We start from the raw sequence: 17,708 nt of genomic DNA, 5'->3' as shown, positions 1-17,708 counted from the left end.
TTAGACGTGTGAGTGCCACCAGAGTCTTCGTCGCCCGTTTGGCCGGGTGCACCGTCTTCGACCCCGCCGGCGACCGTCTCGGTAAGGTTCGCGACGTGCTCGTGGTGTACCGCAGAACCGAGTCGCCCCGCGTCGTCGGACTGATCGTCGAGATCCCCGGCAAACGTCGTGTGTTTCTCTCGATCGGGCGTGTCACTTCGATCGGCAGCGGGCAGATCATCACGACCGGACTCATCAACGTACGTCGATTCGAACAGCGCGGCGGCGAAGTGCGAGTCATTGCCGAGATGCTCGGTCGCAAACTCGACTTCAATGACGGCAGTGGTGAGGCCACCGTCGAAGACGTCGCGATCGAAGAGGTCGGCCCCGGTGAATGGCAGGTGGCCCAGCTCTTCGTGCGTCGACCGAAGACAGGGGGTTCGCCTTTCGCCAAGGGGGCAACATCCTTTGCTCTGTGGCGCGACGTCGTCGAGCAGACCAAGGGCGGCGAGGCGCAGTCGGCCGAACAGCTGATCGCGACCTACTCCGACCTCAAGCCTGCAGACCTCGCATCGACGCTGATGGATCTTCCTCAAGCGCGCATGCTCGAGGTTGCCGAAGAACTGCCCGATGCGCGACTCGCAGACGTGCTCGAGGAGATGCCCGAGAGCGAGCAGGTCGAGATTCTCGGCCAGCTCGGCGACGACCGCGCTGCAGATGTGCTCGACCAGATGCAGCCCGACGATGCCGCCGACCTGATCGCACAGCTTTCGGGCGAGCGCGGCGAGGCCCTGCTCAGTCTGATGCAGCCCGAAGAGGCCGATGACGTGCGCATGCTGCTGTCGTACGAGCCCGACACTGCCGGTGGACTCATGACCACCGAACCCATCATCGTGTCGGCCGATGCGACCGTTGCCGAAGGTCTCGCACTCATCCGTCGCCAAGAGATGGCACCGGCGCTGGGCGCCGCCATCTGCGTCACGCTCCCCCCGTACGAGCCGCCCACAGGCCGGTTCCTCGGTATGGTGCACTTCCAGCGCATGCTCCGCTATCCCCCGCACGAACGCCTGGGCACGCTGCTCGACTCGAGTCTCGACCCGGTGACCGCCGATACCTCGGCCGCAGAGGTCTCGCGCATTCTCGCCAGCTACAACCTCGTGTCCGTTCCGGTTGTCGACGACAACCACCGACTCGTCGGGGTGGTGACCATTGACGATGTCCTCGACTATCTGCTGCCCGATGACTGGCGAAGTCACGACGGCGACGACGAGAAACGCACTCCGACGCGTTTCCCCGAACGAACAGTCCCCGTTCCCACGAAGAGACCAGTACGCATAGGCGCACGAAGGAGGGCCGGCAATGGCACGCAATAACCGCTCAGACGTTCGCCTCGACGCGCCCAAGGGTCTGCGCAGCAATGTCATTCCCCGACGCAACCGCCAGAGCCGCGACCGATTCGGCCGCGGAACCGAGGCCATCGCACGAGGCATGGGAACTCCCTGGTTTCTCGTCATCCTCACGGTGTTCGTCGTGGCCTGGATGTTCTACAACACCACGGCGCCCGAGGGCCTCCGCTTCGACGACGCGGCGATCGGATTCACGGCGCTCACGCTGATCCTGTCGCTGCAAGCGTCCTACGCCGCGCCGCTGATCCTGTTGGCGCAGAACCGACAGGATGACCGCGACCGCGTGCAGATCGAACAAGACAGGCAGCGCGCCGAGCGCAATCTGGCCGACACCGAGTACCTGGCTCGGGAGGTCGTCGCGCTGCGACTCGCCATGAAAGACCTTGCCAGCAAGGACTTCATCCGAACGGAGTTGCGGGCATTCCTCGACGAACTCGACCGCGATGCTGAGCCGGATGCCGAGGGCCGCCGTGCAGCCGGAACATCCGGTGCCTGAGGCGTCCGACACACAGCTCGGCCAGGCTGTTCGGCAGGCTTTGTCGCGCGTCATCGACCCGGAGATCCGCAAACCGATCACCGACCTCGACATGATCGGCGGCATCGCGGTCGACGAGACCGGCCGCGCGTCTGTCGATCTCAAGCTCACCATCGTCGGATGCCCGGCCGCCGACACGATCGAGCGCGACGTACGGGCCGCGGCATCGGGGGTGCCGGGCGTGAACTCGGTCGACGTCGATGTCTCCGTCATGAGCTCGGCCGAGCGCCGAGCGCTCGTCGAAAAGCTCCGAGGGTCGGCCGCGCACCGCTCGATTCAGTTCGGACCCGACTCATTGACCCGCGTGTACGCGGTCACCAGCGGCAAGGGCGGGGTGGGCAAGTCGACTCTGACCGCAAATCTCGCGGTGGCCCTCGCCGCCCGAGGGCTGCGAGTCGGCATCGTCGACGCCGACGTGTACGGCTTCTCCATTCCCGCGATCCTCGGCCTGGTCGACGACGACGGGCTGGCTGTGAAGCCCACTCGCGTCGGAGACATGATCCTGCCTCCTGTGGGTCGAGATGTGAAGGTCATCTCGATCGGCATGTTCATCGACTCTGCCCCGGGATCGGGCTCTTCTGGCGGTGCAGTGGCATGGCGTGGCCCGATGCTGCACCGGACCATCCAGCAGTTTCTCACCGACGTGTTCTTCGGTGATCTCGATGTGCTCCTGCTCGATCTGCCGCCCGGGACCGGCGATGTCGCCATCTCTATCGGCCAGTTGCTTCCGAACGCCGAAGTCATCGTCGTGACGACCCCCCAACCCGCCGCAGCAGATGTCGCCGAGCGCTCGGGGATCGTGGCCAGGCAGACCGGCCAACGCATCTTCGGGGTCATCGAGAACATGGCGCCACTTGTGCAGGCCGACGGCTCGGTGCTCGACCTGTTCGGCTCTGGCGGCGGAGATGAAGTGGCGCGTCGACTGACGGCCGGCCAGGATTCACCCGTACCTCTTCTCGCTTCCGTGCCCCTGAGCCTCGCGCTTCGACGCGGAGGAGATGCGGGCGAACCCCTCGTGATCGCAGACCCGGCGGATGCGGCGAGCATCGCGATTCAATCCGTGGCCGACCGCATCGCCACCCGGGGACGAGATCTCGCCGGTCGACCATTGGGTGTATCGCCCCGCTGAACCCCGCTCCCGCCGCCGCGGGCGCGGCCGGATACCCGCCTGTCCTCCCCGACGGTTCGTACCCATGATCTCTCCACAGCGCAGCCGCCCACGGGCCAGGAGAGCCCCTCTGGAGTCGGTCGCTGCCCCTAGCCTGCCCGCATGATCGACGAAGCGTATCCCGTTCCCTTCACCATCGAGCGGCGCCGTGCGCCCCGCGCCGTGGTGCTCACCAACCGCAGCCCAGAACGCCTGACAGCCCTGTCGTTCAGCGTGCTCGGAGCCGGCCTCCTGCGCACGAGCGCCCCTCTGATCCTCGACCCTGGTCGACAGGTGAGGCTCCTGGTCTCAGGTCAAGAACTCCCGCGACGGGGCATCGTCGTCGTTCGCTGGTTCCGCCCCGACGGCTCTGAGTATCTCTGGCGAATCACGTTCTGACAGCGTCAGAACAAGAAGATCGCGGGCATCCAGCCGAAGACCAGATCCGCAAGCACAGGAATGACGACGGCGAACAAGGCGCTGACCGCGACACATCCGACGAGTACGAGCCCTGCCAGCGTCCACGGCGACGACGTCCAATCGGCGGACACCGTATCGTTCGTGACGACAACACCGTCAGCGCCAGAGAAGAGAGAAGTGACCGGGTCAGTGCCGTCGACGTCGCTTGTCATGATGTCAATCTAGCGCCCACGAGGGCGCAATCACGTTGATTCCGAGTCGAACGGCGTGGCCGAGTCATCGTGCGCTTGCGAGGGAACCGCGTCTTTTTGGCGAGAGAGATACGCCGGTTCGGGTCGCGAAACGGGCTTGATCACGGGGACGGCGGCTGCCGGAGCATCATCGAGCAGAGCTTCGCGGATGATGCGTCGGGGGTCGTATTGGCGGGGATCGAGCTTTTTCCAGTCGACGTCGTCGAACTCGGGGCCCATCTCCTCTTTCATGCGCACCTTGGCCCCGTTGGCGTAGTCGCGCAGAGTTCTCACGAGCCGCCCCAGCTTGGCGGCGTAGCTCGGGAGCTTGTCGGGGCCGAGCAGGAAGACAGCTATCACCCCTACGAGCAGCAGCTTCTCGAACGACAACCCGTTGAACACCCTGACAGACTACCTCCGCCGCGTGGCTCGCGTCTGACAGGGCGCCCAGTACCTATGCTTGCCTTCGGGAGAGTGACGTGTCAGGTAAAGAAATGAACTGGAAGTACTCCGAGGACGTCGTCCTGGAGCCGGCTGGGCTTGCGCAGGCTCGCGCGCACTCGCTCGAACTAGGTATCGACCCCGTGTCGCCCGCGGTCGGAGCGCAGCTCGGCGTTCTCGCCGCGGCATCCGGTGCCCAGGCGATCATCGAGGTCGGCACCGGCGCGGGCGTCTCAGGCTTGTGGATGCTCCGGGGTGCGCCCCACGCGTCGATCACGTCGATCGACACGGAGGTCGAGTATCAGCAGGCGGCTCGCGCCGCATTTCTCGCGGAGGGCATCCCGGCAAATCGATTCCGACTCATCGCGGGTCGCGCCGTCGACGTCTTGCCGCGAATGAACGAGGACTCCTACGACCTGGTGCTGATCGATGCCGATGCAGAGAACGTGATCGAATACGTCGAGCACGGTCTCCGACTCGTACGCAAGGGGGGAACAGTCGCTGTTCCTCACGCACTGTGGCGCGACCGTGTGGCCGATCCGGCACAGCGCGATGACACGGCGACCGATTTCAGGACCCTCATCACCGAGCTCTCGAAGTCGAGCGCGGTGCTGGTCGCCCTCTCGCCCGCCGGCGACGGGCTGCTCCAGATAACAAAAGTCGGCGACTGACCGTCGGGGAGAATGGGTGGATACCCGTTCTCCCGTCAGATCAGCCGCCGAGCTTCGCTGTGTGGTGCGCCTCGTGTTGCGCGCAACCAGGTCAGGCGGGGGTGACAACCCCCGCGAGAGCATCGTGCAACTCTTTCGCCTCGGCATCGTTCACCGAAACCACGAGGCGACCGCCTCCTTCGAGTGGCACTCGCACGATAATGAGGCGTCCTTCTTTGACAGCCTCCATTGGTCCGTCTCCGGTCCTGGGCTTCATGGCGGCCATGCGGCTCCCTTTCGTCGTGAACTTCTATTATCCGCTATTTCACGGAGCTTCCACCGCCGCCTCTCGGGACGCGACGTCTACGGCGGAGTCCAGTCCGCTCCGTCGACGCCCCAGCAGAGCAGCAGCCATCCCGTCTGGGCCGCGATGAAGACGAGAACCATCGAGACCCGATATACCAATGATTTAGGCTGCGCGACCGCCCCGAGCAAGGGGAACATCGGCATCAGTAGACGGAACGTGCTCGATTGGGGAAAGAAGACGGCCAGAAGATAGACGCCGTAGCTCAGCACCCAGAGCCGCAGTTCGGTTCCGAGCCGGCGCACCGGTCGAAGGAACAGGCTCAGGCCGAACGCGATGATCAGCAGCAGGACCACGACTCCCCCCGTCGGGAACCCGGACTGCGAATTGAGCCACCAGTTGGCCCCCTGGAACCATGGCGCGAAGGGAACGAGGTGCTGATATCCGATGTAGACCGACCGCCAGGCCAGCTCGGTGTCGGTATACGCCGTCGGATCTCCCGTGACCACACCCGCGATCGCCGGCCAGAGAAGTCCCATCGCAGCACTGAAGACGGCGATCAGGCTCACGGTGATCCGCTCGCCCCAGGGGAACGGATCGGTGCGTCGTGTGACGAAACGTACGATCACGTGGAGTCCGAGGAACAGCGCGAACGCCAGCCCCGACGGGCGGGTCAGCGCCATGACGGCGATGAGCGGAATCAGCCATCCGTATCGCCGCTGCACCACGAGATAGAGCCCGAGAACGAGGAGGAAGGTGTAGAGCGATTCCGCGTACGACAGCTGGAAGAGCGCGGAGACCGGGGCTACGCAGAACAACACGACCGAGAACATCGCCGTCTGGGAGTCGCCGAGCACGCGCACCATCAGCTTGAAGAACACAAGAGCGGCCCCGAGCCCCGCGACCACCGAGACGACGACGGACACGACGGGCCACGACAGTGTCGTGACGATCATGAGTCCCCTGACCAGAAACGGGTAGACCGGCATGAACGCCCAGGCGTTCTCCCCGATGTGCCCGTCGACGGTGAGGGGCAGCTGCTCCGGATATCCCGTCATCGCGACGATGTAGTACCAGTGACCGTCCCAGATGGTGGCGAAGTCGAAATACGACGGATGCGCGCCCGTCCACGGGTTGGGCCCCTGGACAGCGGCGATCGCCATGATGATGACGGTGCTCACGATGCGTGCCGCCGCGTAGACGAGGGTCACACGCCCCCACCAGGGAAGCATCCGGTAGCGCACGAGGGCGGCGCGCCTACGCGTGATCATTCGTCTGAGGCGGCTGTTCCGTTCAGCCACCGTCGAAGGCCGTCTTCGCAGGCCGTGATCTGACTGAGGAGCACACGCTCATCGTCTGCGTGTGCTTTGAGCGGGTCGCCCGGCCCGTAGTTGACGGCGGGAACTCCGAGCGCTGAAAAGCGCGCCACGTCGGTCCATCCGTATTTGGGAAGGGGGACTCCACCGACCGCCTCGATGAACTGTCGCGCCACGGGAGCGTCGAGCCCGGGCCGAGCTCCCTCGGCGACATCGACGATCGTCACATCGAAGCCGTCGAAGAGTTCGCGAATGTGGGCCTCTGCCTCTGCGCCGGAGCGCGACGGCGCGAATCTGTAGTTGACCTCGACGGCGGCCGCATCCGGAATCACGTTGCCGGCCACCCCGCCGCTGATGCCGACGGCATTCAGACCCTCTCGGAACACGAGTCCTTCGACCTCGACCTGGCGGGGCTCGTATGTCGCCAATGTCGCGAGCACCGGCGACAGAGAGTGGATCGCGTTGTCGCCCACCCAGCTGCGCGCGGAATGAGCGCGCAGACCATGCGTTCGGATCTGCGCCCGCAGCGTTCCGTTGCAGCCGCCTTCGATGAGTGAATTGGTCGGCTCTCCGAGAATGGCGAAGTCCCCGGCGAACATCTCCGGAGAGTTTCGCGCCAGTCGTCCCAGGCCGTTCAGATCGCTCGACACCTCCTCGTTGTCGTACCACATCCAGGTGATGTCGACCGAGGGGGCGGTCAGCTCCGCAGCGAGCTTCAGCTGCACCGCGACCCCACCCTTCATATCGACGGTTCCGCGCCCCCACAGGTAATCCCCCGGAGTGCCCGCGGTCGATCCCTCGTCGAGGGTCTCGTAGCGCGTCGGCAGGTTGTCGTTGATCGGCACGGTATCGATGTGACCCGCAATCACCACGCGTGCGGGGCGACCGAGGTTAGTTCTCGCAACAACCGTGTCGCCGTCTCTATGCAGTTCGAGGTGGTCGAATCCGCTGAGGCTGGCGACGATCGCGTCGGCGATCGCCACTTCATCTCCAGAGACAGACGGCATGTCGCACAGCTGCTTCGTCAAGGCGACCGATGTGGCGGAGAGGTCGAGTGGCGGCAGCGGGGCGGGGGCGGTATCCGTCATGCCGCCCAGCATAGATGCCAGAGCCGCACACGGCCGGCGACAACGACTGACTCGGTAGGCTCAGTGCATGAGTTCTGAGACATTTGCCAGCCCAGCAACGCCCGAATTCGCCTGGGCTACCGGTCTTGCCACCATCTCCGGCAGCGGCGTCGTCCTCGACACCTGGTACCCGAGCCCGGCGCTGGGACGTGCACCAGAGGGCGGCGATCCACAGCTCGCGGACGCTTCTCTCGATGCCCACGCCCAGCCCGATGCCAGGCGCAATGTCACGGTCGAGATCGTGACCACCCAGATCGATCTGCGCGAGCCTCCCGCTTCCACGCCGGATGCCTACCTGCGACTCCACCTTCTGTCGCACCTCCTCGTGCGCCCCAACACCATCAATCTCGACGGAATCTTCGGACACCTCCCGATCGTGGTGTGGACGAACGCCGGCCCCGTGCATCCAGACGACTTCTCACGCCTCCGTCCGTCGCTTCAGCGGCACGGCATCGCCAGCACCGGCATCGACAAGTTCCCCCGCCTGCTCGACTACGTGAGTCCCACCGGTGTCCGCATCGCCGACGCCTCGCGCGTTCGACTCGGCGCCCACCTCACCCCGGGCACCACCGTCATGCACGAGGGCTTCGTGAACTTCAACGCGGGAACGCTCGGCACCTCCATGGTCGAGGGGCGTATCTCCCAGGGCGTCGTGGTCGGCGACGGCTCCGATATCGGCGGCGGCGCATCCATCATGGGCACCCTATCGGGCGGCGGCACCCAGCGCGTTTCGATCGGCGCGCGTGCCCTTCTCGGCGCCAACTCCGGAATCGGTATCTCGATCGGCGACGATTCGGTCGTCGAGGCCGGGCTCTATGTGACCGCGGGCACCAAGGTGGTTCTCCTCGACTCCACCCCGACTGCAGACGGCGCACGACGTACGGCAAAGGCGGTCGAGCTCTCCGGGGTTCCCAATCTGCTGTTCCGCCGCAACTCGCTCACGGGGGCCGTCGAGGTTCTCCCTCGAAACGGTGCAGGCGTCGAACTCAACGCGATGCTGCACGCCTGAGCTGACTACTCTCCCCCGCCGACTCCCGACAAAAGGACCCACTCATGACCCCCTCCGACAGCACGCCCATCACCACCGAGCAGCTTGCGCGGTACTTCGACCACACCCTGCTGAAGCCAGAGGCCACCGAGGCCGACGTCGCGGCCCTCATCGTCGAGGCCGACGATCTGTGGGCGTACTCCGTCTGCGTCTCCCCCTCGATGCTCCCCCTCGAACTCCCGCAGGGATCGTCGCTCAAGGTCGCCGTCGTCTGCGGCTTCCCCTCGGGAAAGCATCATTCCTCTATCAAGGCGGCAGAGGCTGCCCTCTCAGTGGAGCAGGGTGCCGATGAGGTCGACATGGTGATCGACATCGGTGCCGCCAAGGCCGGAGCGTTCGATCGCGTCGAGGCCGACATCGCCGCCGTGCGCGCCGTCATCCCGGCTCCGCGCATCCTGAAGGTCATCATCGAGTCGGCAGCGTTGACCGACGATGAGATCGTGTCCGCCTGCCGCGCAGCGGAGAGCGCCGGCGCCGACTTCGTCAAGACCTCGACGGGCTTCCACCCGTCGGGCGGCGCGACCGTGCACGCCGTTCGGCTGATGGCCGAGACCGTCGGCACCCGTCTGGGAGTCAAGGCATCCGGCGGCATCCGCAGCTACGATGACGCCGTGGCCATGATCGAGGCCGGGGCTACCCGTCTGGGTGTGTCGAGTTCGCGGCAGGTGCTCTCCGGCGCCCCGGCGATGGGCGACGGAGGCTACTGAGACCGCGCCGGCCGCTGGTACAGCTAGCGGCCGGTCGGCAGGTCGCGCGCAGCGTGGCCTAAGTACAGCTGCTGCGGGCGACCGATCTTCGTCTGCGGGTCGCTGGTCATCTCGCGCCAGTGCGCGATCCACCCCGGCAGACGCCCGATCGCGAAGAGCACCGTGAACATGCGGGTGGGGAACCCCATCGCCTTGTAGATGACTCCCGTGTAGAAGTCGACGTTCGGGTACAGACGACGCTCCTTGAAGTAGTCGTCGGCGAGAGCGATCTGCTCGAGTTCTTTCGCGATCTCGAGCAGGTCGTCGTGAACACCCAGCGCTTCGAGCACCTCGTCGGCGCTCTCTTTGACGAGTTTGGCGCGCGGGTCGTAGTTCTTGTAGACGCGGTGCCCGAAGCCCATGAGCTTGACCCCCGCCTCTTTGTTCTTGACGCGCTCCACGTATTTCGCTACACCCTCGCCGGATGCCTGGATGTCGCCGAGCATGCTGAGCACGGCCTCGTTGGCGCCGCCGTGCAGGGGCCCGAAGAGAGCATTGATGCCAGCGGAGATCGAGGCGAACATGTTGGCCTGGGTGGAACCGACGAGGCGAACGGTCGACGTCGACGCGTTCTGCTCGTGGTCGGCGTGGAGGATGAGCAGTCGCTCGAGTGCACTCGACACGACCGGGTTCACCTCGTAGGGCTCGGCCATGGTGCCGAAGTTGAGCCGCAGGAAGTTGTCGACGAAGCTCAGGGTGTTGTCTGGATAGAGGAACGCCTGCCCCACGCTCTTCTTGTGCGCGTAGGCCGCCATGACGGGCATCTTCGCGAGAAGACGAAGCGTCGAGATCTCGACGTGTTCGGGGTTGGTCGGATCGAGGGAGTCCTGGTAGTACGTCGACAGGGCGGATACGCCACTCGACAGCACCGACATCGGATGCGCCTGGTGCGGCAGTCCGTCGAAGAAGCGCTTGAGGTCTTCGTGGAGCAGTGTGTGACGACGGATTCGCCGATCGAAGTCTTCGAGTTCGCTCTCGGTGGGAATCTCGCCGTAGATCAGAAGCCAGGCGACCTCGAGGAAGCTGAGCCCCTTGGCTACCTGCTCGATCGGGTATCCGCGATAACGCAGAATGCCCTGGTCTCCGTCGATGTACGTGATGTTCGACTTGGTGGCCGCGGTGTTGACGAACCCGTAGTCGAGGGTGGTCATACCGGTCTGCTTGGTGAACGTCGAGAGATCGATCGAGGATGCCCCGTCGACGCTGTCGAGAATAGGGAACTCGGCTGTGCCCCCCGGGTAGGAGAGTGTCGCCTTTCCCGGTTCAGTTGCTTCGGGTTCTGATGCTGATGTGTGCTGCCCGACGTCGGTCACGGCGCCTCCTGACGAGTGTTCCTGCCTGATGGTAAGTGGCGGGACGCTAGACACAGGATTGGTGACCCCGGACCGCGTTGACCCTCCTACAGCCTAGGGCGAAATGCTGGCAACTATGACATTCGCCCGCAACCGACGGGTCTCATTGGAGGTTGCCGACAATGCGCGAACTCAGGAAAGACGCGAGACGGCGGCCGCGATCCGTTCATCGGTCGCGGTGAGCGACACCCGCACATGGTGGGGAAAATGATCACCGTAGAACGGGCCGGGGCCGGCGAGAATGCCCAGCTCGGCCAGCTCCGCGATGGTCTGCCAGGCGTCGACGCCCTTGGTTCCCCACAGGTAGAGGCCGGCCTCGCTCCGATCGATGCGCACTCCGAAGTTCTCGAGGGCCGGGCGCAGCGCATCGCGACGTGCACGGTAGAGGCTCTTCTGCGCGGCGACATGGGCGTCGTCTGCGAGCGCGACCGCCATCGCGGCCTGCACAGGCGCAGGTGGCATCATCCCAGCGTGCTTGCGCACCGTCAGAAGGCGGTCGATGAGGCGAGAATCGCCGGCGACGAAGGCCGCGCGGTAACCGGCGAGGTTGGACTGCTTGCTGAGTGAGTACACCGCGAGCAGGCCCGTGCGGTCTCCTCCGGTGACGCGAGGATCGAGCACACTGGGCACAGGCTCGTTCCCCCAGGGTCCGTCCCATCCGAGTTCGGCGTAGCACTCGTCGCTTGCGACGATCGCCCCGAGCTCGCGCGCACGGGCCACCGCACGCGAAAGGCCGGCGACATCCAGAACCGAGCCGTCGGGGTTGCCCGGCGAGTTCAGCCACACGAGGCGTGTGTTCTCCGGCCAGTCGGCCGGGTCGTCGGATGCGACGGGCCGGGCACCGGCGATCGTCGCGCCGACCGCATACGTCGGATATGCCGCACGGGGGTGCACGACGACATCGCCGTCGCCGAGCCCGAGCATGAGCGGGAGCCATGCGACGAGCTCCTTGGATCCGATCGTCGGCAGCACCTCGTCGTCGCGCACATCCGGCACGTTGCGGCGGCGCGCGAACCAGTCGGCGACCGCCGCCCTGAGCGCCGGGGTTCCCGCAGTCTGCGGGTACGAATGCGCGTCTGTCGCCGAGGCGAGCGCTTCACGGACGAGGCGCGGCGTCTCATCGACCGGCGAGCCGATCGAGAGGTCGACGATGCCGCCGGAGTGCCGACGCGCGATCTGCGCGTATGGCCTCATCGCGTCCCACGGGTAGTCGGGAAGAAGCGCGAGGGTCACTTACTTCTCGCCGTGCGACTGCGGAGGCAGAGCCGAGATCACGGGGTGATCCTTGGCGATCACACCGATCTTGGCCGCGCCACCGGGAGACCCGATGTCGTCGAAGAACTCGACGTTGGCCTTGTAGTAGTCGGCCCACTCTTCGGGCAGATCGTCTTCGTAGTAGATGGCCTCGACGGGGCAGACAGGCTCGCACGCGCCACAGTCGACGCATTCGTCGGGGTGGATGTACAGCGAGCGTTCGCCCTCGTAGATGCAGTCGACCGGACATTCGTCGATACAGGCCCGGTCTTTGACATCGACACAGGGCAGGGCGATGACGTAGGTCACAGTGCGTTCGTTCCCTTCATGCCGCACAGAATATGGTGCGACTGGACAAGTCTAATTCTTCGAAAAGCGTGGCCATGCGAGCACCAGCAGCGCGATGACCGTAGGGGCGAAGGTCCAGGTGACCCCGAGAGCGTTGCCTGGAACCAGAATCGAGCCGCCCGAGCTCGGCTGAGAGAGCAGGAAGATCGCGACGACGATGCCGAATGCGGCAAGGATGGCTGCCGTGCGGGTACGCAGCACCAGTCGAAGTCCGAGGAGAAGGAGGGTGACTGCCAGAAGAGCGATGATGATCCCGACGGGCAGGCTGAATCCGGCCACGATGGTCCACGTCGACTGGCTGACCGCCGTCCCCATGACGCCGAACAGCACGCCGAGCCCTAAGCCGACCACCCATGACACGGCCCTCGACGACAGAGACTCCGGGGATGCTTCCCTGCGCGGTTCTCTTGTCTGCTCGATCACCACTCCAGACTATCTGCGTCAGGCGGGGCACCGGCCCATGCCCGGCCCTCGCTATCATGTTCGATACCACCCGGAGGGAATGATTCAGTGCCGAACCGATCCAGCCGAACGGCCGCGACCACCGGCGACGAGCCAGCCGACATCGTCGCAATCGCCGCTAGCAGCAAGCGCGACCTCGTCGTCGACCTCGCACGGGTGTTCTGCGTCTTCGCCGTCGTGATGATGCACTCCCTGATGGTGGGCCTTTATCGCGACGGCGACACGATCGGCCAGATCAACCCGTTGCAGACGCAGGACTGGTTCGCGCTCGCCACATGGGTCGGCCAGATCATGCCGCTCTTCTTCGTGGTGGGCGGCTTCGCCGGAGCGGTCTCCTGGAGAAGCGCGATGCGACGGGGAACGTCACCGTCCGAGTTCCTTCGGTCGCGGCTCGTGCGCCTCCTTCGACCAGCACTCCCCCTGCTCCTCTTCCTGACGGTCGTGCTGTGGGTGCTCGTCGCCTGCGGTGTCGACCGGGGACTCGTCGACATCGTCGCCGCCGGCGTGGGCATGCCGTTGTGGTTCCTCGCGGCGTTCATCTCGTGCCAGGCATTTCTTCCTGTCGTGCACCGCTGGCATACCTCTCGTCCTGCTTCGACCATCGCGGCGCTCATCGCCCTGTCTGTGATCGTCGATGCTGCACGAATCACGAGTGGCATTCAGGAGATCGGGCTGCTCAACCTCGTGTTCGTCTGGCTCGCGGTGCAGCAGCTCGGGTTCATGTACGCAGACGGATGGTTCGCACGCCGCCCGCGCTGGCAACTCGCCGCGGGAGCCGCCGTGAGCTACGCGCTGCTCGCCGTACTCACCTACACGCTCCATGTCTATCCGGTCGACATGCTGACCAACCTCAACCCCGCGACCGTGCCTTTGATCCTGTTGGGCGTCGCGCAGGTCTGCATCCTCCATCTCCTCTATCCGCTGCTGCGGATTGCGATGACTCTCAAACCCGTTCTCATCGCGACATTCTTCGTGGGCAGCAGAGCGATGACCATCTATCTATGGCACCTGCCCATCATCGTGGCGCTGAGCGGGGGCCTGTTCCTCAGCGGATGGGTTGACAGCGTGCCGGGCAGCGGCGCCTGGTGGGCGACCCGACCGCCCTTCGTTTTGGCGGTCTGGCTGATTCTCGCGGCGCTGAGTCTGGCCGTCGTTCGCTGGGAACGCCCATCGAAAGCCGCACTCGACGGCGCTCGCACCCCGGGGGCGGTGCGCATCCGAGTCGCCGCACTTCTCGCGTTCGCCGTCTTCGCGGCTGAGATCCAGTGGGGGTTGAGTCTGCTGCTGCTCACCCTGACCGCCGCTGTGATCGCGGTCGCTCTTCGTCTGGTGAGTCCGGGGCGAGAAGTCACCGTCAATCCGCAGCCGAAGTAACTGGACACGACGACACCGCTGGGTTACAGTCAGATTCGGTAAGGCAAGCCTTACCGAATATACGAGACGACCAGTGTGGGCCGCCTCTCTGCCCCGGCGCCATTCCGCGCCGCCTCACCCGAAGGCCCTCACCCGTGCTCGCGAACTTTCTCATCGGCCTGCGCGAAGGACTCGAAGCAGCTCTCGTCGTCGGAATCCTCATCGCTTATGTCGTCAAGATCAAGCGCCCCGATGTTCTGAAGCGCATCTGGCTCGGCGTCGGCCTCGCAATTCTGGTCTCGTTGTCACTCGGCGCGATCTTGACCTTCGGCACCTATGGTCTGTCATTCGAGGCTCAGGAGGCGATCGGTGGATCGCTCTCGATCGTCGCCACGATCTTCGTCACGTGGATGGTCTTCTGGATGCTCCGCACGTCGAAGAACCTCAAGCATCACCTGCAGAACGACGTCGATCAGCATCTCGCCGGCGCTGGATGGGGCCTCGTCCTCGTCGCTTTCCTGGCCGTGGGTCGCGAAGGAATCGAGACCGCTCTGTTCATCTGGGCCGCGGTGCAGGCCACAGGCTCGACCACACTGCCGTTGGTGGGAGCTGCCCTCGGCATCATCGTCGCCGTGATACTCGGGTGGCTCATCAATCGCGGACTGGTGCGCATCAACCTCGCGAAGTTCTTCGCCTGGTCGGGCGCGTTCCTCATCGTCGTGGCGGCCGGGGTGCTGTCGTATGGCGTTCATGATCTGCAAGAAGCAGGAATCCTGCCCGGCTTGAACGCCCTCGCATTCGATGTCTCGGCCGCTGTTCCGCCCGACAGCTGGTACGGAACTCTCCTGAAGGGCACCGTCAACTTCTCGCCGGCCACGACCTGGCTCGAAGCGGCGGCGTGGACGCTGTACGTCGTTCCGACGATGGTCATCTTCCTCCGCGCCGTCGTCCGAAAGGCGCCCTCCCCCCAGACACGCACGTCTGACAGCAACACAGCACGTTCAACCCCCCAAGGAGCCCGGTGAAAGCCAGAGCAGTAATCACGACGATCGGCGCCGCAGCGACTCTGCTGGCACTCACCGGATGCGTTCCGAACGCCACGTCGTCGGATGCCTCGGCCATCGCGGTCGACTCCAGCGCCGACGCGTGCTCGGTCAGCACGAACAGCGCGTCGAGCGGGACTCTGCGCTTCAAGGTCACGAACTCCGGCGACAAGGTCACCGAGTTCTACCTGCTCGCCGACGACGGGCTGCGCATCATCGGCGAGGTCGAGAACGTCGGACCCGGCATCTCACGTGACCTCGTCGTGCAGGCTCAGCCGGGCGACTACTTCACCGTCTGCAAGCCGGGAATGGTCGGAGACGGCGTCGGAAATGCCGCCTTCTCTGTGACAGGCGACAAAGTCAAGCTTGCTGGCGACGAGCAGGAGCAGGTCGACGCCGCAGCCACCAACTACGTGGCTTACGTCAAAGACCAGGTCGCCCAGCTGGTGACGGGAACCGACGCGTTCCTCGCCGCCTACAAGTCCGGCGATGACGAGACCGCCCGCGCAAGCTATGCCACGGCTCGCGCCAATTACGAGCGAATCGAGCCGGTCGCGGAGTCGTTCGGCGACCTCGACCCCGAGATCGACTTCCGTGAGGCCGACGTCGCGCCCGACAAGGAATGGACCGGCTGGCACCGTATAGAGAAAGATCTCTTTCCGCCGGCGGCCGCCGAGAACGGAGGCGTCGATTATGTAGCCCTCACCCCCGACCAGCGCACGTACTACGCAGACAAGCTCGCCGAGAACACGCAGCAGCTCTACGACGCCGTTCACGCGAGCGACTACACCGTGTCGATCGACGCCATCTCGAACGGAGCGATCGGCCTTCTCGAAGAGGTGGCCAGCGGCAAGATCACGGGCGAAGAGGAGATCTGGTCTCACACCGATCTGTGGGATTTCCAGGCCAACCTCGAAGGAGCCCGCGTCGCCTATGAAGGCGTTCGCGACATCGTGGAGGCGAAAGACCCCGAGCTCGTGAAGACACTCGATACACGCTTCGGCGACCTTGAGAAGCAGCTCGCTTCGTATGGCAGCCTCGACAGTGGCTTCGTCTACTACAACGAGCTCACGCAGGCGCAGGTCAAAGAGCTCGCCGACGGCGTCAACGCCCTGAGCGAGCCGCTCAGCAAGCTCACCGCTACTCTCGTCGCGTAACAGACGATGACCGACGAACACTCCGCCGAGGAGAAAGCCCCGGCCACCCCGCAGAAGCTCTCACGACGAGGACTGCTCGGGCTGGCCGGGGCCGGTGTGGTGGGCTTGGGTGTCGGCGTCGTGGGCGACCGCGGAGTGCTCGCCGCTGCCGACTCCATGTCGACGAGCGGGTCCACTACGAGCAACGCCAGCTACCCGTTCCACGGCACTCATCAGTCCGGCATCGTCACCCCTGCCCAAGACCGCCTTCACTTTGCCGCTTTCGACATGTCGTCGACAGCCTCGAGAGCCGATCTCATCGAGCTCCTGCAGGACTGGAGCTCCGCGGCGGCACTGATGTGCCAGGGCAAGCCCGTAGGAGAGTTCGGCGCGGTCGACGGCCCGTACGACGCTCCGCCAGAAGACACCGGCGAGGCGCTCGACCTGCCCACCGGTGGCCTGACCATCACCTTCGGCTTCGGCCCGAGTCTGTTCGTCGACGCGTCAGGAGCCGATCGCTTCGGTATCGCCTCCCAGCAGCCCGCCGAACTGCGCGAGCTTCCGCATTTTCCCGCCGACGATCTCGATCCCCAGAGAACGGGCGGAGACCTCTGCATCCAGGCCTGTTCCGACGATCCCCAGATCGCCGTGCACGCGATCCGCAACCTGTCGCGCATCGCGTTCGGCCGTGCCAGCCTGCGCTGGTCGCAGCTCGGGTTCGGGCGAACGTCATCGACCAGCACCTCCCAGGTCACACCACGCAACCTTTTCGGATTCAAAGACGGAACAGCGAACATCAAGGCCGAGCAACTCGGCAAGGTCATGAACTCCGTGTGGGTTCCCGCCTCGGCCACACCCTCCTGGCTCGCGGGAGGTTCCTATATGGTCGCCCGACGCATCCGCATGACCATCGAGACATGGGACAGAACGGCGCTCAGCGAGCAGGAGCGGATCATCGGCCGCACAAAGGGCGAAGGCTCGCCGCTGTCGGGAGGCACCGAATTCACCGCCCCCGACTTCGCCGTGCTCGGCCGGGCCGACAAGCCGCTCATCGACGCCGATTCGCACGTGCGTCTCGCGCATCCGGAGTCGAACGCGGGTACCGAGATTCTGCGACGCGGCTACAACTTCGTCGACGGCAACGATAGTCTCGGGCGTCTCGAGGCCGGTCTGTTCTTCATCAGCTACCAGCGCTCCCCCGCCCAGTTCATCGATATTCAGATGAACCTGGCGAAGAACGATCTGATGAACGAGTACATCAGGCACGTGGGGTCGGGATTGTTCGCTGTTCCGGCCGGAGCCAAACAGGGCTCATACGTCGGAGCTGCGCTGTTCGTCTAGACGAGCTTCGTGCCACGCGCGCACAACAACGAAGCGGGGCAACAGAGTCGAACTCTGTTGCCCCGCTTCG

19 protein-coding genes and 1 pseudogene are annotated in these 17,708 nt (G+C 65.0%); 11 read left to right on the top strand and 9 right to left on the bottom strand.

Annotation, left to right across the window (positions count from 1 at the left end):
- Nucleotides 1–8 precede the first annotated feature (8 nt).
- The 4 genes from B9Y86_RS13455 to B9Y86_RS13440 all read left to right on the top strand — a co-directional run bounded on the left by B9Y86_RS13455 (nucleotide 9) and on the right by B9Y86_RS13440 (nucleotide 3,466).
- Nucleotides 9–1,352, top strand: a complete 1,344-nt coding sequence (locus B9Y86_RS13455) for a magnesium transporter MgtE N-terminal domain-containing protein (protein WP_085486881.1) — start codon at nucleotides 9–11, stop codon at nucleotides 1,350–1,352.
- Nucleotides 1,339–1,881: a DUF1003 domain-containing protein gene (locus tag B9Y86_RS13450; RefSeq protein ID WP_085486879.1), complete on the top strand. Its 543-nt coding sequence runs from the start codon at nucleotides 1,339–1,341 to the stop codon at nucleotides 1,879–1,881. The genes B9Y86_RS13455 and B9Y86_RS13450 overlap by 14 nt, the downstream gene beginning before the upstream one ends.
- Entirely contained in the window at nucleotides 1,841–3,049 is a 1,209-nt protein-coding gene (locus tag B9Y86_RS13445) for a P-loop NTPase (RefSeq protein WP_139824896.1), read from the top strand. Before B9Y86_RS13450 ends, B9Y86_RS13445 begins: the two co-directional genes overlap by 41 nt.
- 141 nt (nucleotides 3,050–3,190) lie before the next feature.
- On the top strand, nucleotides 3,191–3,466 hold the full coding sequence (locus B9Y86_RS13440; protein WP_085486875.1) for a hypothetical protein: 276 nt from the start codon (nucleotides 3,191–3,193) through the stop codon (nucleotides 3,464–3,466).
- Nucleotides 3,467–3,471: 5 nt separating this feature from the next.
- On the opposite strand, the gene B9Y86_RS13435 is transcribed toward B9Y86_RS13440, so the two are convergent.
- Together B9Y86_RS13435 and B9Y86_RS13430 are read right to left on the bottom strand one after the other, a co-directional pair.
- Complete coding sequence (locus tag B9Y86_RS13435; RefSeq protein WP_085486873.1) at nucleotides 3,472–3,699, bottom strand: hypothetical protein; 228 nt, start codon at nucleotides 3,697–3,699, stop codon at nucleotides 3,472–3,474.
- A gap of 30 nt (nucleotides 3,700–3,729) precedes the next feature.
- Complete coding sequence (locus B9Y86_RS13430) at nucleotides 3,730–4,119, bottom strand: twin-arginine translocase TatA/TatE family subunit (protein ID WP_085486871.1); 390 nt, start codon at nucleotides 4,117–4,119, stop codon at nucleotides 3,730–3,732.
- A gap of 77 nt (nucleotides 4,120–4,196) precedes the next feature.
- Between B9Y86_RS13430 and B9Y86_RS13425 the strand changes: the two genes are divergently transcribed.
- Nucleotides 4,197–4,829 carry an O-methyltransferase gene (locus B9Y86_RS13425; protein WP_085486869.1) on the top strand — a complete coding sequence of 211 codons (633 nt, stop codon included), beginning with the start codon at nucleotides 4,197–4,199 and terminating at the stop codon, nucleotides 4,827–4,829.
- 91 nt (nucleotides 4,830–4,920) lie between these two features.
- Here B9Y86_RS13425 and B9Y86_RS13420 read toward each other — a convergent pair whose 3' ends face one another.
- The 3 genes from B9Y86_RS13420 to dapE all read right to left on the bottom strand — a co-directional run bounded on the left by B9Y86_RS13420 (nucleotide 4,921) and on the right by dapE (nucleotide 7,516).
- Nucleotides 4,921–5,094, bottom strand: a complete 174-nt coding sequence (locus B9Y86_RS13420; protein ID WP_078714890.1) for a DUF3117 domain-containing protein — start codon at nucleotides 5,092–5,094, stop codon at nucleotides 4,921–4,923.
- A 77-nt stretch (nucleotides 5,095–5,171) separates the two neighbouring features.
- Nucleotides 5,172–6,383: a mannosyltransferase family protein gene (locus B9Y86_RS13415; RefSeq protein WP_085486867.1), complete on the bottom strand. Its 1,212-nt coding sequence runs from the start codon at nucleotides 6,381–6,383 to the stop codon at nucleotides 5,172–5,174.
- The gene (dapE, locus tag B9Y86_RS13410) at nucleotides 6,380–7,516 is read right to left on the bottom strand and encodes a succinyl-diaminopimelate desuccinylase (protein ID WP_228515479.1); all 1,137 of its coding nucleotides are present in this window, start codon (nucleotides 7,514–7,516) and stop codon (nucleotides 6,380–6,382) included. Before dapE ends, B9Y86_RS13415 begins: the two co-directional genes overlap by 4 nt.
- A 67-nt stretch (nucleotides 7,517–7,583) precedes the next feature.
- Between dapE and dapD the strand changes: the two genes are divergently transcribed.
- On the top strand, nucleotides 7,584–8,564 hold the full coding sequence (gene dapD / locus B9Y86_RS13405; protein WP_085486863.1) for a 2,3,4,5-tetrahydropyridine-2,6-dicarboxylate N-succinyltransferase: 981 nt from the start codon (nucleotides 7,584–7,586) through the stop codon (nucleotides 8,562–8,564).
- A gap of 44 nt (nucleotides 8,565–8,608) precedes the next feature.
- Entirely contained in the window at nucleotides 8,609–9,310 is a 702-nt protein-coding gene (gene deoC / locus B9Y86_RS13400; protein ID WP_085486861.1) for a deoxyribose-phosphate aldolase, read from the top strand.
- A 23-nt stretch (nucleotides 9,311–9,333) separates the two neighbouring features.
- On the opposite strand, the gene B9Y86_RS13395 is transcribed toward deoC, so the two are convergent.
- The 4 genes from B9Y86_RS13395 to B9Y86_RS13380 form a co-directional block, all read right to left on the bottom strand.
- Nucleotides 9,334–10,662 (bottom strand): citrate synthase, encoded by a 1,329-nt coding sequence (locus B9Y86_RS13395; protein ID WP_085486859.1) that lies wholly within the window; start codon nucleotides 10,660–10,662, stop codon nucleotides 9,334–9,336.
- 171 nt (nucleotides 10,663–10,833) lie between these two features.
- A complete protein-coding gene (dapC, locus tag B9Y86_RS13390) occupies nucleotides 10,834–11,934 on the bottom strand; it encodes a succinyldiaminopimelate transaminase (RefSeq protein ID WP_085486857.1) in 1,101 nt (366 codons plus the stop codon).
- Entirely contained in the window at nucleotides 11,935–12,264 is a 330-nt protein-coding gene (gene fdxA, locus B9Y86_RS13385; RefSeq protein ID WP_085486855.1) for a ferredoxin, read from the bottom strand.
- Between the two features lie 51 nt (nucleotides 12,265–12,315).
- Entirely contained in the window at nucleotides 12,316–12,726 is a 411-nt protein-coding gene (locus B9Y86_RS13380) for a DUF6113 family protein (RefSeq protein WP_139824895.1), read from the bottom strand.
- A gap of 87 nt (nucleotides 12,727–12,813) precedes the next feature.
- On the opposite strand from B9Y86_RS13380, the pseudogene B9Y86_RS13375 reads away from it, so the two are divergent.
- From B9Y86_RS13375 to efeB, 4 genes and pseudogenes are all read left to right on the top strand, one after another.
- Nucleotides 12,814–13,896, top strand: a pseudogene (locus B9Y86_RS13375) (acyltransferase family protein); the annotation flags it as partial.
- 377 nt (nucleotides 13,897–14,273) lie between these two features.
- Entirely contained in the window at nucleotides 14,274–15,143 is an 870-nt protein-coding gene (efeU, locus tag B9Y86_RS13370; protein WP_085486849.1) for an iron uptake transporter permease EfeU, read from the top strand.
- The gene (efeO, locus tag B9Y86_RS13365; RefSeq protein ID WP_085486847.1) at nucleotides 15,140–16,318 is read left to right on the top strand and encodes an iron uptake system protein EfeO; all 1,179 of its coding nucleotides are present in this window, start codon (nucleotides 15,140–15,142) and stop codon (nucleotides 16,316–16,318) included. Before efeU ends, efeO begins: the two co-directional genes overlap by 4 nt.
- Before the next feature lie 6 nt (nucleotides 16,319–16,324).
- Entirely contained in the window at nucleotides 16,325–17,638 is a 1,314-nt protein-coding gene (efeB, locus tag B9Y86_RS13360; protein ID WP_085486845.1) for an iron uptake transporter deferrochelatase/peroxidase subunit, read from the top strand.
- The last annotated feature ends 70 nt before the right edge of the window (nucleotides 17,639–17,708 follow it).

The sequence above is a fragment of the Agreia pratensis genome (genome assembly GCF_900177685.1).
GTDB lineage: Bacteria > Actinomycetota > Actinomycetes > Actinomycetales > Microbacteriaceae > Agreia > Agreia pratensis.
The sequence above is the reverse complement of the archived record's forward strand: the minus strand, read 5'-3'. Positions and strand labels throughout refer to the sequence as shown.